This is a genomic window from Variovorax sp. V118, assembly GCF_041154445.1.
Classification (GTDB): domain Bacteria; phylum Pseudomonadota; class Gammaproteobacteria; order Burkholderiales; family Burkholderiaceae_C; genus Variovorax; species Variovorax boronicumulans.
This window is the reverse complement of sequence record NZ_AP028663.1, coordinates 316,375-332,685: the sequence shown is the minus strand read 5'-3', so window position 1 is coordinate 332,685 and position 16,311 is coordinate 316,375. Positions and strand designations below refer to the sequence as shown.

Sequence of the window (16,311 nt, the reverse complement as noted above, 5' to 3'; positions counted from 1 at the left end):
GTAGTGCAGCGCAATGGCTAACCTTGGCCTACACCGGACTCCAACAGATTTTTATGCAGTCCATTGCTGCAAGCTGGAAGAGAGAGGTGGCTGTGGTAACCGCAGCGGCACCACAGCTTGCCTGTCAGGTCATGTCTTGTCGGTGAGCACGAGTTTTATGTAGTCACCCGCCGCGTACTCTTTGGCGCGAGCCTCGAGTGGACTGTAGACATCCTCCCAGGTGCCAGCCTTGCGGGCACACTGCTCTGCTTCATCAGGAAAAACCAGTTCAAAAACGTCTCGGCGCTTCATTCCCGCCGCCCGGGCATCGAGAATTCGGATGAATGAGAGCAACTGGTTTTCGTGAATCCTGTGCTTCGGCACCGTTGCGACTTCTCTGAGCTCCGCGAGCTCACCCAGCCTTTTCTTCGCGATCTTCGTTACGACAGCAATCTGCTTACGCAGTGACGCAGCATGGAGTAAAGCAGTATCGAGATTAAGTATGAAAGCGACTTCACCAACTTTCAGTGGTCGAACGCGGCGCGCAGGCTGCTCATCGACCAGACGTGAGTAACTTGGAACAGACTCAGCAACAAAGCGTGGCTTCTGGAATTCGCCCTTTTTCCAGAAAGGCTCAGCCGCTGACTTGAAGCGCTTCAGCCCGAACTGTCTTGCGACATCTTCGGCTGGTAGTGCCCCAGGCACGTTCTTCTTTAATTCCTTGCACCGCTCGAGGAAGTCGACGTTTCTTCTAAGAAACTCCCAAGCCCATCGCTTTCGCGACCAGGTGCCTGCCCCCTTGTACTGCTCCAGGTTCTTGCCATTGGGTCTCTCCTTCGTCATCGACTCTCCAGCATTGCGGCGCCATCGGTAGCGCCAGGTTTCTCGGACGGTTTACACCGCAATCGATGATGCCCGATGCACGGATTCGGCATCGCCATCAAGTGCTGGTCAGGAGAAGGTAGAAGGACGCAGTTGCGACTTTTTCATTGGTAGGTTCGGCTTTTTTACGCTCCACCTCGAGTCTGGAAGCTGCGTCCAGAATCGAGGCGGGACGGGTTGCCAACCAACGATAACCACAGGCACGTAAACGCCTGGTTATCGGCGGTTGCTCATCTCGCCGACAAGGCGGCATGGCAAGTCGATGCGCACCATCTGCCCCAAAAGCGCGACGACCATCCGGTTCGCGGTCATTTTTCGAACAGTGGGTCACCGCCACCGAGTGTCGGATCGAGCCGCCCGCCTGCTACCGGTTCAAACTCCTGCGTATTGCGCAGATCACGCGCAGTCTGATTTCCGCCGAAACGCTCTCAAACCGCGAGACCACCCGCTCCAGCGCCCGCGACGCCGAGACGACGGAACTCGGTCAGCACAGTGCCAGCGCGCGGCTCGAGCGAACAGCGTACATCGTCGGTCGGCATGCACCAAGGATGCTGCTTGACGTAGCGTCGGCCTTGATGACGCTGGCATCGATGGTAAATCCCTCCCCTTGCACCAACCCTTCGGTCATGCAGCGGTCCAGCACCGCCTCGAAGACGAATCGGAATGCATTGCTCCAGCGAAAGCGGCCATGCCGGTTCTTGGAGAAAGTGGAATGGTCAGGCACTTTGTCCTCCAGGCCCAGGCGACAGAAACATCGGTAGGCCAGGTTGAGATGGACTTCCTCGCGCAACCCGCGCTCGGATCGGATGCCCAGGCAGTAGCCGATGACCAGCATGCGGATCATGAGTTCGGGATCAATCGATGGCCGGCCGGTGTGGCTGTAGAACGGCGCAAGACGTTGGCGTAGCTCGCTCAGATCGAGGAAGCGATCAACGCCTCGAAGCAGGTGATCAAGCGGGACGTGATCGTCGAGGTTGAATGCGTAGAACAGCTGATCTTGAGCGGTGCCTTGACCCATCATGATGCGTACCTCCATCGATCACGAAGCGCATGCAAACGGCAAGCCATCTACTGGGATTCGGGAGAGTTTTTCAACACAATCGGCCGCCAGTTGAAATTCGTGCTCGGCTCTTCGGTTCCATCAGGATTCCAGAACCGCCACACCCCGACCTCCTAGCCCTCGCGATAGCATCCTTCGGCTGCAGGCTGGCCATCCGGATGACCTTTAGGCTTTGCAACATAGAACGGATCATCGGCCGCGACCGGCACGGCCGCCAAGAACCCAATGCTTCGGCCGGCAATGAGGATGCATCGTTCTACTTGCTCACCGGACTCGACCGGGTAGTGTCTGGGAACGAGACCGTCATGCCGCTCTCGTCTTCGATCCATCCACGCCACGTGCCGCGACCCCACGATGTCTTGACTTCATACTGGATCACGTAGGTTTTCCCGGCGAGCGCGACGAACTTCATGGGAATGGTGCTCGCCTGGAATTGCGGGTGCGTCCTGAGCCCGACCACCACGGCGTGCTCGCCGGGCACTATTTCCCAGCGGTCCACGGGCAGAAGCACATGGGGCACTCTTTCTCCATCGATCGAGTGAAAGTAGGACGCTCCGCGCGGCCCGGACTTGACGACGGCAAGACTGGAAAGCGGAGCCGTCTCGGTGCCAGGCGCGCGGTAAGGCGCGGCGGCGCAGCCTGCGAGCATCACTGCGGCGGCCGATGCGAAAGCCGCAATGGCCTTGAAATTTCCGTGCATGCTGGTCTCACTGTCTTGCATCACTGTGGGCTTGGGGTCCATAGGCGGATCGGCGATCAAGCTCTGTCAAAAGCTCGCGTTGAGATTGAACCCGAGCGTGACCTTCGCCGTGCGATAGCCCTCAGGCTTGGCAACAGGGGCGCCGACGAAGAAGTCGTAGCTCAGCTTGCTCCATTGGCCACGCACGCCGATCACGGCACCCGCCAGATGACGGCCCAACAGATCGGCCGTGGAGCGACCGCCGACATGGCCGTAGTCCAAGCCTGCGTACAGCTCCGCCCCACTCTGCCCCATCGCCCAGCCAATGTCATTGCGGATCAACACGCCGCGCTCGCCCATCAGGCTGGTTTCGCCGTCGAAGCCACGCACGGTGTAGCGCCCACCGATGGAGAAGCGGTCTTGCGGCGTCAGCGGCGTGCGGTTCCACTGCGCGCGGACCAGGCCGGAGTAGCGCAGCTTCTGTTCGCCGAGCTTGAACGGTGCGTTGAGGCTGATCTCGGCCGTGTAAAGCTTCAGTCGCGAAGTGCCTTCGCCGAACTCCTCTTCAGGCGCAGCACGCGAACCGAAGCCACCCGTGCCGCGCTTGTAGGCCAGCGTGCCTTCGAGGGTGACCTCGCCGATGAACTCCTTGTGGTTCAGGCTCAACTCCCAACCGCCCACCACGCGATGCTGCACGTCGACTTCGGTGTCATCGACGAAGTTGTGCGACTCGCGCCGCCAGCCCTTGATCGCCATCGTCGTCTTGCGGCTCTGGTCGCGGTAGAGCAGGCGCGAGAGCTTGACCTCGGCGTTGTTGGACTTGCCCGCGTAGATGTAGTCCTGGTTCAGGCCGGCGATGCTCTGGTGGTACTGGCTGTTGGAGGCCGTGAAGCCCAACAGCCAATGGCCGTACGGCACCGAGTAGTGCAGCGTCTGGCCTTCGGTGCCATAGCTGGGCTCGGACAGGAAATGGCTGTTGATGCTGTGGTTGGCGCTGACGTAGAACAGGTCATTCAGGCCCAGAGGGCTGTCCACCGACACCGTGACACCGGCCTGGTTGCGTCCCGTGGCTTTGGTGCCGCTGTCGTCCAGACTCAGCGCGACGCGCCATTTCTTGGACTGCGCGTACTTGACGACGAGATCGCTGTCGCCAGGCTTTGCATTGGGCGCGGTGGAGGGCTCAATCTGGATGTCGGCTTCTGCGGTCGGAGCGCGCTTGAGGTTTTCGAGGCCCTGCTCGATGTCGCGCAGGTTCAGCAGATCGCCGGGGCGTGCGGGGATGGCTGAGGTCAGTAGCGCTGAACTGCCGAGCAACGCGGGCGACGAATCCGGCGTCAACCGAATGGCGGCAATGCGGCCGGGCACGAGCGACAAGGTCAGGGTACCGGTCGAGAGATCCTGCGGGGCGGCCAGCACCCGGGTGGTCACGTAACCGCGTGCGATGACTGCCTGCTGGGCGCGTGCGAGCACGACGTTGACACCGGCAGTACCAAGGCAGCGACCGATGGGGGAATCATTGCGCTCGGGGCCGGACAGGTCGGCTACGGCCCATTGGAAGGATTCGGACTGCTCGCCGATCAGCAGGACGCGATCGATGCGGAAGCACGGGGACTCTGATTCGGGGATGCGCTGGGTTGGTGCTGGAGGTGCGGCTTGCGGGCGCTGGTCGACAGTGCGTTCGTTCTGCTCGCGCAATGCACGCTCGCGTTCTTGCTGGCGCTGCTGTTCGACGAAAGGTTGTGGTGCGCTGGGAACCTGGGCATGAGCCCACAAGGGGCCGCACAACAGCACGCCAGCCAGCATGGCTCGCGAATTTGCTTTCAATTTCTCTCCCTGGTCGTTCTATCTGCGTACGTCGCACACGGGGCGGTGCATCCACCACCCGAAAACAAGATGCAAGCCTTGGCTTGACTGGGGGCTCAAGGCCTCGCAGAACGCACGGCGGCCGGCGGAGCCTGCGCTCGAATGTTCTGAACGATCTTTGCCGCCAGCGCATCGACCGCGTAGTCGTAGCTCTGGGCGACCTCCTGTGGATGATCGAACAGCTCGTTGAAGCTCGACCAGTGATGATCGGGATTCGCTGGCACGCTCCACGACGCGTCACCACTCGCATCTGCGCCGTAGTAGAGCGTTTCGCTATAGAGGCTGTCTTCCGTCTTCCCTCGAACTAGATAGGCACTCAGGTTGACGCGCGGCACATAGTCTTTCGAAAAACGGGCGGAGTACATACCGACCTCGTTGAGGGAGATGCGCAGCACAGCGTCGGACTCGGGCAACTGGCTTTCGTCGATATCCGGCAAACCAGATCGGCCCGCCGCGCCTTCGAGCGCCCTCGCCTCGTAACCCTGCGCGGCCAGTTGACGAACCAACGCCGCCGTCAGCCTCGGCCCCATGTCCTTGCGCGTCGTCTCCATACGGGCATTGAAGTCAGAGCTCTTGATGCGGTCCGCGATCGACTGCCACAACACCCCAAGAGGGATGCCCTTGTTTTCGGTGTGCAGCTTGTCGATGGGGGCCACGGGAACCACCACGACGCGCGCCAGCGGAGGCTGCGGGACGAGCGAGACGGGCGATCGAGCGCAGCCAGAAAGAAGCACGCCGGCAAGAGCCGCAGTGACAACGACTGCGCGGGGGAGCAGGTGTGACAGCTTCATTCTCAGAACCGGCCCGTGTCCCTGGGGTTGTGAACGATCTGGATCAGCACGTCGGGCGTGTAAGCCTTGGTGCGGGATATCTCGGCGATCTCACCGCCTGCCGCGCCGGCGAAGACCAGCACGCCCTGCCCCTTGTAAGCGAGGTAGTGGCGCCAACGGTCTGTTCCGTTGTACGTGGGTATCCATGCCTTGCCGGTGTTGTTGACCGTTTCGGCATCCGGCTTGCCCATGATCTGGCGGGCTTCTGCGTAGGTCATGCCGGTGCGAAGCCGTGCAATCGCGGTGCCCGGCACAGGCTGGCCGACGGTTGTGCGCTCTTCGTCTTCTTCTGCCGCTACCAATGCGCGGCGAGTGGGCTCGTACAAGGGTGCGGTCCGGCAGGCGGCGAGTGCAACGCAGGCCAACAAGATGGCGCAGATTGATCGGAATTTCGCTACGCCACTTTCACACGACGCATTGACGAGTTTTTTTCGGTCAAATCGAAAATCCAAAATATCGACTTCAAAATTCTTCATACGCATCAAATACCGAACCAATAAATCCATGATTCACCTCTTCCGACATTGCCTCCCAGCGAAGAAGGTTGTTAAGCCTTAATAAATCATTGAGCTTCTTCGTGGCCGAAAATTGAATTCCCATCCAGATTTCCGGCTGACTCTCCGGAGAGGATTTTAAATAAACAGACTCCAGCAAACTTGGGACATCACAGTTTTCAATCAACTCACTTCCACTCGCAATTTCGATAAACCCGCAATTGAGATTGATGCGCAGGAATATTGCCACGGAAGTCACCCACAGTCCGTCCTCATTTACGCCTTGCCCTCCGCCAATCTCCGGAAGCATGAACACGGCAGAAATATCTTCCAATCCCAGATATATGAGCGTTCTTTGGTATGAGAGTGCCAATAATTTTTTATCTTTATTCATTGAATTTAGTTGCCCCTGGGAAATTTAAACTTTGCGGGAGTATTTCTATTAATGCCTCGAATGCTGGGGTTATTCACATCTACAGAGGCAGTTGTGGAGTCTGTCTTTGTAGCTTGCCCCGCAGGACGATACAGAATCGTAGTTCCGTCTGGCATTTTTGCAAGCCACCCACCCTCGACGCTTACGATTGACGATGGAATTTGCCCATTAAATGCCTTTTTCGCAAAATCTTCAGCTGTTTGATTGGGATTGATCGACGGCGGCATGGGAATTGGGGTTCCAACGCCCCCAATTCCCGGCGGCAAATTTCCGGCTCCATCGGTAATAGAAGGGGGGATCGAATAAGTCAAATTTGAATTCGGCGAAACGCCCCCTGCGCCAAATCCGCCGCCAACAATATTTTCGTATATTTCGATATCTGGAATTTGTTTTCCCGGGTTTTTCTGCCCTGGGAGAGGCGTCCCTGGCGTAGTGGTGTTGCCGCCACTAACAGCAACCGGCACATTGATCATCGGGGCTGGCGGCGGCAGCGGGTTTAGCGGCCCCACGGGAATCGCACTTGCGCCCGTCGGTTCAGGTGCCCGGACTTGCGAGGTATTGATCGCGAGCAGCATGGACGTGGTCAACAAGGCGGCACACGCCCGAGACTGTGCGCACATGATCGCCAGCGCCTGAGCGTCCGCAGCCAACGCACTCCAGCCCTGCTGCGCGAACTGCGCGGAAATTTGCCCGATCCGCATGAGCAGCCCAAGGCTGTTGTTGCTCGCTTCGTTGAAAGCTCCCGCCGCACCTGCGGAACCTCCCAGCGTGCCCCCAATGACCAAGGCCAAAGCTTGCGTCAGTCCTTGCGCCACGGGGCCAGGCAATCCGAGCCTGTAGATCATTGCGCCGAGCTCCGTGATGCTCAACGATGCCACTGTCGCTCCGGCAGCCCCAGCGACGCCCCCTGTCAACGCACCGATGCCAGCATGAAGTGCCGCTCGATAGGGGCCATTGACACCCCAAAGCCGCTGCCCCTCTGCGTCCTTGTTGTCAACCGCTTCTTGGAATTTCTGATCCGCGTAGCTGCCAGCGGCGCGCGTTGCCTGCACACCGAACTGGCCCGTGAGCTGCACTTGCGCGCCCACATCCCGCATCGCTTGATCGAAATCTGTCTGTCGCAGTGCATTGGTGCTGTCCACCCCCGTGCGCACCTCGGTGTTGCCGGCGATCCCAGAAATGCCGCTCCGTGTCGTGCTGGTCTGATTGACGTCCTTGCTGCCGATGCCAAGGCCGCCCGACCCCGAGCCTGAAGTGCTCGTACTAAAACTGATGCTGTACCCACTGCCCTTGAAGGTGTCGTGGTTGACCAAATCGCTCATCGTCAGGCTGCCGGTCGAGAAGCTGTTCTTGCCACCGCTCACTGCCGCATCCGTGCTGCTGATCACACCGCCCACCAGATTGGTGTTGCCTCCCACCTTCACGCCGAAGCCGCCGCCCCCCGCCAGGAATCCGCTCTGTTTCGTCGCGCTTGCGAAATCACCATCTCCGCGCATGTTGTGGGCATTCACGCTGACACTGCTTTCGCCTGTGCACCACCAGGCGCAGATGGTGGCGTTGAAGCCCCCTCCGCTGTTCTGGCTGTGATACGTGCTGGTGTCCTGCAAGGTCTCGATGTTCAGGTTGCCGCCCACGTCCGCGTTGATGCGGTTTCCGGCAACCGTGCCCCCCCGCAGGGTGGTGTCGCCGCCGCTGGTGATATTGACCTGCTGCCCTGCGTTGACGGTAGTGTTTTTCCATGCACCATCCGTACCGTTGTCTCGGCCGCTTTGGCTACCGGCAGCCACCTCAATCGTGAAGCCATTGCTCTGCCCGAAGCTGTAGCCCACGCCAATGCTCGCGTTGCTGCTGTGGCTGGTCGAACTTTGCCTCTTCGTGTTCGCTGCCGCTTCAAGCGTGACGTTGTTGTCCGCCGAGAGATTGACGTTCTTACCGGCACCAATCTCGCTGCCACGTATGAGGATGTTGGAGTCTCTTCCGCCGCCCGTTGCAATGATGAATACATTGCCGCCGGCCTGCACGCGCGAGCCGGCCGATGTGTCGGCGCTTTGCGTGCTGGTCGTCTCACTGGAACTGCTGCCTAGCGTCAGGGTCGCGCCCATGCTTACGGCACCGGTCCCCTTATTTGTGGCCGCGGCCTTGGAAACGTCCTGGTACGCCGAATAGCCGCTGAGCGCCATGCTGGCCGCGCCCAGCGCCTGCATGCGGTCGCTCTTGGTTTCACCCATCGCCTGGGTGGTCTCCTCGAGATTTCGCAGCACGTCGATCAGCGGCGCCTTGATGCCCAGCGTGATCCCGCTTTGCGAGAAGCTCTTCGTGCTTTCGCTGCGACTGGTCTCACGAGCCTCGACGATCTGCACGTCGCGCGCCTGGATGTCGACGTTGCCGCCCGGCGCGATCACATCGCTGCCCACCTGCCGGTATTGGTTGCCGGCAGTGATGGTGACGTTGCCGTCGATGGCCCCCACGGTGCTGCCCACAGCGGTGCTCTGCTCCCGGCTGCCGCTGCTGTTTTCCCGCTGCTGCCCCCAGGTCCAGCCTGAGCGTGCATCGAACATCCCGCTCTTCGATTCCTCGCGCGTGAAGTCACTGGCCTTGTTCTGGGTGGTGGCTTCGATGGTGATGTTGTTATTGGCCCAAAGCTCCGTGCCCTTGTCGCTCACGACGCTGGAGCCTCGGATGTAGATGTCATTGCCAGCGCCCAGCGTCACGGTCTTGCCGCCCAGGCTGCTGCCGATAACCTGCGTTCCACTGGACGTCCCACGCTGCAAGCTGGTGTCGCTGCCCCAGAAGCCGCTGTCGTTTCGGTACACCATCTCGTTGAGGGCCGATCCGGAATTTCCCTCGACGATGTTGATGTCGCGCTGCGCGGTCACATTCAATGCCCCTTCCGCGCTGTTGATGGAGCCCGCGCGCACATTGACATCTCGCTTGGCATGCAGGCTGATATCCCCGCTGGTCTCGATGCGGGTGCCGACCTCTTGCGTGCTCGCCTCGGCCCGGAAGTTGCGCGTATCGCGCCATGACGCATCCTGCCTTCCCGTCGTGACGGTGCCCAGATTGATGTCACGCCCCGCACCGATCTCGGTCGTGCCTTCTTTGCCGCTGTTGGAGACGATGGCGCCAATCAGGTTGACATCGCGGCCGGCCGAAGCCACGAGCACGCCCTTCGGGTCGCTCACATAGAGTCCTGCCACGCGATCCACGATAGTCGCACCACGCAGACTCACTGCGCCCGGCGTGAGGTCCAACGCCAGGCCGCTGCTGCTGGTTGTGGTCCGCACATTGATGTCACGACCAGCCTCGACCTTGAGCTGACTCGCCGCATCGATGGTGCCGCCGATATTGTTCAGATCGGTTCTGGCCTTGAGATCGACGCTGCCACCGGAAATTCGTCCATTCAGGTTCTGGATGTTTTCCGCGGTGATGTTGACGGTCTTGCGCCCCGCCACAGTGCCGCTGTTGACGAAATCTCCATCGAGCTTGATGTTGACCTCCTTGCCAGCCAGCAACGCGCCCGAACCATCGATGTCGCCGTTCTTCACCCGCACATAGACCTGCGGCACGAGCACACGCTGCGAGGAGCCATCCGGCAGAGTAACCGTCTGCTCGACCAGCCATACGATGTCGCTGGTGAGCTGGGCCATCTGCGCATCCGTGAGCGCGATCCCCGGACGCAGACCGTACTGCTGCGCGAACGTCACCCCGGCGTCCATCAGCGCGGCGTACTGCTTGTCGTCGCTGTCGTAGCCGTCCAGGTAGCGTTGCCCCGTCAACTGCGCCACCTGCTCGCGGATCAGGCGCTGTTCGTAGTAGCCGTCGCCCAGGCGCTTGAGCGTGTTGTTCGGGTCCTGCCCCAGGTTGTTCAACAGGTAATCGCTACTGAGCCAGTTGCGATATCCCGCGAAGCGCGGATCGGTCTCGATCAGGTAGCGGCTGGAAGCCCCGGCATGCGTGTGGAACAAACTGGCAGTGGGCAAGCTCAGCCCCGGCAAGGTCGTGCGTACAACCTGCGTGGTGCCACTGCTGGCGGCCAGACGAACTTCGATGATCGGATGAACGATGGGACCGGTGCTCCCGCCCGAGCCTGCTCCCGGCGCGTTCACCGAGGGCCCGGTGCCACCGCCGACGCCAGCGGGGCCGACAGCTGTCACGCCACCAGCGCCTGCCACGCCTTCGTTGGTATGGCCGAGGGTCAAGCTGCCGGTGCCTGCCCCGCTCCCCGAGACCGCGATGTTTCCCTCCTGCCGTGCGGCAGCCAAAGTCACGGTGATCGGAACACTGGAGTTGTAGGGAGATACCTGCTCTCCATCGCCGTAGCCGGCCTGGAACAGCTGCACGCCAGTACGAATCTGCGAGCCCGATACTTCGACGTTCTTGTTCGCGATCGTTCCGCCGGTCACATTCAACGCACCACCGGCCAAGATCTGGCTCATGTCGTTGGTGCCGCTGCCAACGGCGATATCCATCTTGCTGCCAGCGATGATTCGCGCGGGCGAAGATGTTTGTAATACGGGGACGGTGGTCGACTCGGTGTAGACCCAGGCGTAGTACGAGCGCGCGTAGTTGTCGTACACGTCTGTGATGAAGGCTGCCGTCGCCGTATCGAGGCGCTTGTGAGCTTCGAGGTAAGCGGTCCTTTGCGCATCGTCAGCTGGCGTGTCTGTCGCCGGTGGTGTCACGCCGAACGTGGCCCAGATCGGATCGGAGCGCGAGTACCAGGCGCCGGGCTCTGTGAAGGTCTCGCTGACATCGATATTCACATAGCGTATGCCCTGCAAATCGCTGCTGTTGCGCGGCGGATTCGCGTAGTACGCCTTGTACCGGGACAACGGGTAGCTGGCGGACGGCACCAGAATTCCAGCGAACTGGCCGGCAACGGGCCCAATCCCCGTGTTGACGAAACTGCGCCACAGGACGCCCATGGCCGGCCCTTGGGTGATCACAAACACCAGCTGGCTCGCGTCGTAGCGCGTCGAGCTGCCGGGCAATGCATATTCCGTGTGCTGCTGACCATCCGACGCGGTCTGGGTGCTCCACGTCACGCCGCCGTTGGTGTTGTTCAGGACATTGGCCTTGATGTCTGCATTGCCGACCGCTTCGATGGTGGCCGCATGGTTGTTCAGCGTGCCGGCAGCGTCGCTGGCCTTGCCGTCGACCAGCTTGCCGCCGATGAAGAGGTCTTCACCGCTCAGGATCAGCGCACCATCGCGGTTGTTGATGGTACCGGCACCGATGTCCAGTCGGTTGCGTGCCGCAATGGTGCCGGCCGACGCCACACCGTTGACGGTTTCCGCACCGTTGTTGAGCGTGCCTGCACCGATCGCGATGTGGTCTCCGTAGATGCGACCAGTGCCGATGTTGTCGAGCGTCCCGGCATTGATCCGGGTCTCGATGCCATCGATGACGCCACGGTTGGTCAACGTTCCGCTGGCGTTCAGCGTGGTGTTCTTCCCCTGGATGTCGCCAGTCGCGGTGTTGTTGATGTCCTTTGCAGAGAGCGTGAGGTCGTTGCCGGCGGTCAGCTTGCCACCGTTGGTGATGTTGCCGGCCGTCGATATGTTCAGGTTGTGGTTGGCGATGGTTTCGCTGCCTGCGGCGAACGCGATGTCCTCGGTGACCGCCAGGCTCATGTCGCCCTGCGACAGCAGCTTTCCGTCCCACGTAACCGAACCTGCGTCGAGCACAACGTTCTTGCCGGCAATCAGAGTGCCGCCGGTGTTGAGCACTGACAGGCTCTTGACTGCACCGGGGTCCCTCACGGTGAGCGTGTTGCCCGCCGATACCAAGCCTGCGCTGTTGTCGATCTGCCCGCTGCTGATGAGCGTGGCATTCTCGTCCGCGCGAATTGCTCCCGTCTTGTTGGAGAGCGACTGGGCCGTGATGCTGACGTTCTTGCCTTCGATGCCCAGTTCTGCGCCCTGCGTCCCGGCGTTGTCAAGCCCCACGGCATGAAGCGTGGTCGTCGCGGTGGACCGGATCAGGCCTTGCACATTGGCAAGTCCTGTTGTGGTGAGGTTGAGGTCCCCAACTGCCAGGGTCTGTCCACTGCTGTTGTCATACCCCGCCAGACCTGTTTCGATCGCAACGGTTGATTGACCCAGCACCATGCCGCCGCCAGAGTTGGAGAAGGCGCCGGTATTGGCGGTCAGCGCATTCTTGGCGCCGATGAATCCGGCCGCGTTATCGACTGCACCGCTCTTGATGTCGAGCGTGTCGGCACTCGTGATGCCGCCCTGCTTGTTGTCATAGCCAGCGGCGTTGGTGTTGCGAAGCGTCTGGCCCTTCGTGTCGATGGTCATCGCGGCGCCGGACTGGATCAGTCCGGCGTCGTTGTTCAACGCGCCCGACTTCAGATCGACGGTGGTGGTCGCTGCCAACGTTCCCTTGTCGCTGTTGTCCAGGGCATTGCCGCGCGTGTCCACCGTCAGGCTGTCACCGAAAACCGTGCCGCCCGTGTTGATCAGCCCCCCATTGGCCAGGGTAACCTTGCCTCCGGCCTGCAGCGTTCCTTCGTCATTGGTCGTCACGCCGGAGGTGGTCACGGCCAGGTTGCCCTTGACTGCCGCAACGGTGCCGAGCCTGTTGTTCAGCGTGTTGGCAACGAGCGTCGTGTTGCCGTTGGCTGCCAGGGTGCCTCCCGCGTTTGTCGCGGCACCGCCGATGGTGAGACTCAGATCGCCGACAGCCGTTGCGCTGCCACTGTCGTTGTTCAGCTGGCCGGCGGTGATCTGGGTGTTGCCGCCTGCGCTGATCGCGCCCTTGTTGCTGTTGTCGAGGATGCCGTCCACTGCCAAACCGAGACTGGAAGTTTCGGCTGCACGGATGGTTCCAGCGCGGTTCGTGAGACTGCCGGCAGAGATGCTGGCGCCGCCGTTGCTGGCGATGGTGCCGCCGGTGTTGTCCAGCGCTTCGGCGACCGTGACGCGCGCAACTTCTCCGCCCACCTGAACGATCTGACCGCCTCGGTTGCTCAAGGAGCCCGCATCAATGGTGATCTGCTTGGCGCTGGTCTCGCCACCGTCCTGGTTGAAGGCGCTGGACAGCGCGACCATCAGGGCGCCGTTGGTCGTGATCTTGCTCGCGACACCTCCCGTTGCCGCCCCCTCGTATCCGCCACCTGTGATGGCCAGCGTGCCTGAGCCGGCATGCTCGATCTTGCCCGCGTTATTGGTGATGGTCGCGGCCTTCAAGGTCATGTCCAGGCCGTTGCTGGCGATACGACCGCCGTCGTTGTTCAACGTCCCGCTCGCGGCGATGGTGGCCGCGCCCGTGCCGGTCTGAACGATCTCGCCCTCGAGGGTATTGGAGATGTTGGAAACCTTCAGATCCAACCGATCCGCGTTGAGCTTTCCGCCCTCGTTGACCAGTGTCTGCGCAGCATTGCTGTTGGCCGCGATCGCAAGCGTTCCAGGCGTCACCACCGTTGCCTTGCTGGTGGTCACATTGCCCTGCGTCGCAGTGATGGCGATGTTGGCCGCGCTGGTCTGGCTGCCCGACACATCGACACTCGCGCCTTGCAGCACGGCATCGCCCGCCGCGAGGTTGGTGCCGTTCGCGACCAACGCCCCGGACGTCGTGACACGCAAGTCGCCCACACCGCCGAGCTTCCCGTCGCTCTGGATGCCTGCGCCGAGGACACCTGTCGCTGCACCTTGCACACTGCCTGCCGCGACCGTCGTGTGGCGGCCTGCCGTGATGCTGCCGTCGTTCGCCAACTGCCCATCAGCCACGACGCTGACATCGTTCTCGCCCCGCAAGCTGCCGCTGTTGGCGATCGAACCCGCCTTGACATTCAGATCGGTCGCCGCGCCAACCGAGCCACCGCTGCCATTGACCAGCGCATTGACCACGTTGACCTGCACGCCGGCCTGCGCCGACTTGATGCTGCCCTTCGTGTTGTCGAGGCTGCCAGCGCCCAGCACCACCGCCTGATTGGCAATCAGCGTGCCGGCGTTGTTGTTCATGGCCCCCGCCACCTGCGCCGTCAGGCTGCCAGTGGCCGAGATCGTGCCGCGCGTGTTGTCCGCCTTACCGCCAACCGTGAGGCTGGCATCGCTGCCGCTGGCGAGCGAGCCATCGACGTTGATCAGGTCGCCGCTCGTGACGATGTTCAGCGAACCTGCATTGAGCTTGCCGCCGGTGTTGTCGAACTGCCCGACGTTGGCGCTGAAGCCGTTGCTGACGTTGAGCGTGCCGCCGTGGTTGTCGAAGGTCGGCTGGTTGACGCTCATGCTGGCGAGGCTCAGGGTCCCGCCGTTGTTGTTGATGTTCGCGCTCTGCAGCGTGATCGGACCGCCCGCGTAGATCTTTCCGCCATCGTTCAGGATGGCGCCCGCCGCCTCGATGACACCGGGCGAAGGAGGCACATAGGGCGCCGGTGTGATTGTTTCGCCTGCACCGGAGCCCGTGCCTGATCCGGCGTTGCCGCCTTCCGCAGGCGTACCAGGGTTGGCGCCGCCGCCGGCGCCGGAACCCGTGCCGCCACCGGGCTGCGACGACGTTTCCGAAACGGGCTCCAACCCGATCACGCCACCGCCCGTGTTGCTCAATGCCGGTGCGGAGATCGACAGCGGCGCACTGCTGGTCTGGCGGATCGTGCCGCCATTGCGGTTGTCGATGTTGCCTGCGGCACTGCTCAACTCGACGCGCGCCCCCTCCAGCGTGCCGCCCTTGCCGTCGATCGAATTGGCCAGCGTGTCCTGTGCGGCAATCTTCAGATTGCCGCCGCTGCTGATGCGGCCGCTGTTGGCCATGCTCGACACGGCCAGGTTCGCATCGGCCGTGGCCTGCAGGGTTCCGATGTTCTCTAGACGGCCGGCGCTCGTCACGACGAGCTGGCCGGCACCGCCCAGTACAGGCGTCCCCGGCGCGGCCTGGATGGTTCCTGCATTGCGCACGCCCAGGCCCGCTTCGGTGCCGATCAATGTGATCTTGCCGGCGTACATGCCGCCCAGCGCCGCCACGTCGAGTGCAAAGGTGGGCGCGGCGCCGGTGCCTGCGGTCGGCGCAACCTGGTTGTGATCGGCCGAGACCTGGTTGGCCCCGGTCACCACTTTCAACTCGCTGGCCCAGATGCCCGCGTTGGCTTGCACGGCGCGGGCCAGGATGGCGGCGTAGTCCGTCTTGCTGGCGTCAAGACCCGCACCGTCGATGGTGACTGTGCCGCCGCGCACAAGGAAACTGTCGAGCCCGCCCATCGCATTGAACTGGGGCGTCCCGGTGGTGAGCGTGGCGCGGCTCGCGTTGATGAAGCCGCCGCCGTCGACGCTGATGCCGGCCGGGTTGGCAATGATCACTTCGGCCCTCGCCCCGCCGACTTCGATGTAGCCGCGCAGCTGGCTCGGGTTGCCGCCGTTGACCTCGTTCAGGATGATCCGCGCGGGCCCCGTCGCGAGGAACGGATTGCCCTGGACAATGCCGCCGAGTTGCGTCTGCACGTTGGTGCGGCTGTTGTTCAGAATCGCCCCATTCGGGCCGACGTTGAACTGGTTGTAGATGTTGCGCGAGACACCGGCCGCTGAAGGCGTCTGGATGTTGATCAACGGCACGCCATTGGGGGCGACAAGAACCGTGGGTCGCTGGTTACCGGGAACGTTGGGTGCGCCAACCATCTGCGCATGAATCGAACTCGCAGCGAACATGCCGGCCAGTGCAGCGCCCACGAGCAGGGGTGCAATTGCGGCGCCCCCCACCAGCATCGAACATGCAACCGAGCTCGCCTTGGAGCGCCCTCTGCCCGTGCTGGACGCCGTCTCCTGCACCACCATGCGCATGCCTCGGGCTGCATTGAAGACGATGCGATACAGATGACGGTTCATGTTCTTGGTGCTCCCCTGATAGTTGGTATCTCGCGACGCAGTCTGTGACAAGACGCAGCATCGGCGGTCAATTATGGGAAGGGGGAGACCTCGGGCGCACGGCACTTCGTCACAGTTTGACTAAGCTTGCGCCAGTGACTCTTAAAAGTAGTCCCTACGACTTACACGAAGTCAATGCCAATTGTTTTCAATTGAAAACCGGCCCGCCACAAACCTCGGTTCACGTTAACGACACCGACGTAAATGCCCTATTACCGTCGGTTGGCCAAG

At 61.8% G+C, this 16,311-nt stretch carries 7 protein-coding genes and 1 pseudogene; all 8 read right to left on the bottom strand.

Annotated features, from left to right (window positions below; all coding sequences use genetic code 11):
- Positions 1-129 precede the first annotated feature (129 nt).
- Positions 130-822 (bottom strand): hypothetical protein, encoded by a 693-nt coding sequence (locus tag ACAM52_RS01480; protein ID WP_369645898.1) that lies wholly within the window; start codon positions 820-822, stop codon positions 130-132.
- Positions 823-1,420: 598 nt separating this feature from the next.
- Positions 1,421-1,882, bottom strand: a pseudogene (locus ACAM52_RS01475) (transposase); the annotation flags it as partial.
- Between the two features lie 295 nt (positions 1,883-2,177).
- Positions 2,178-2,621, bottom strand: coding sequence for a hypothetical protein (locus ACAM52_RS01470; RefSeq protein ID WP_369645897.1), 444 nt, complete (start codon positions 2,619-2,621; stop codon positions 2,178-2,180).
- 66 nt (positions 2,622-2,687) lie between these two features.
- Positions 2,688-4,403, bottom strand: coding sequence for a ShlB/FhaC/HecB family hemolysin secretion/activation protein (locus ACAM52_RS01465; RefSeq protein ID WP_369645896.1), 1,716 nt, complete (start codon positions 4,401-4,403; stop codon positions 2,688-2,690).
- 116 nt (positions 4,404-4,519) lie between these two features.
- Positions 4,520-5,254 (bottom strand): hypothetical protein, encoded by a 735-nt coding sequence (locus tag ACAM52_RS01460; RefSeq protein WP_369645895.1) that lies wholly within the window; start codon positions 5,252-5,254, stop codon positions 4,520-4,522.
- Positions 5,255-5,256: 2 nt separating this feature from the next.
- Positions 5,257-5,799 (bottom strand): hypothetical protein, encoded by a 543-nt coding sequence (locus ACAM52_RS01455; RefSeq protein WP_369645894.1) that lies wholly within the window; start codon positions 5,797-5,799, stop codon positions 5,257-5,259.
- Complete coding sequence (locus ACAM52_RS01450) at positions 5,756-6,181, bottom strand: hypothetical protein (RefSeq protein ID WP_369645893.1); 426 nt, start codon at positions 6,179-6,181, stop codon at positions 5,756-5,758. Before ACAM52_RS01450 ends, ACAM52_RS01455 begins: the two co-directional genes overlap by 44 nt.
- A 5-nt stretch (positions 6,182-6,186) precedes the next feature.
- Entirely contained in the window at positions 6,187-16,041 is a 9,855-nt protein-coding gene (locus ACAM52_RS01445; RefSeq protein ID WP_369645892.1) for a hemagglutinin repeat-containing protein, read from the bottom strand.
- Positions 16,042-16,311 lie beyond the last annotated feature (270 nt).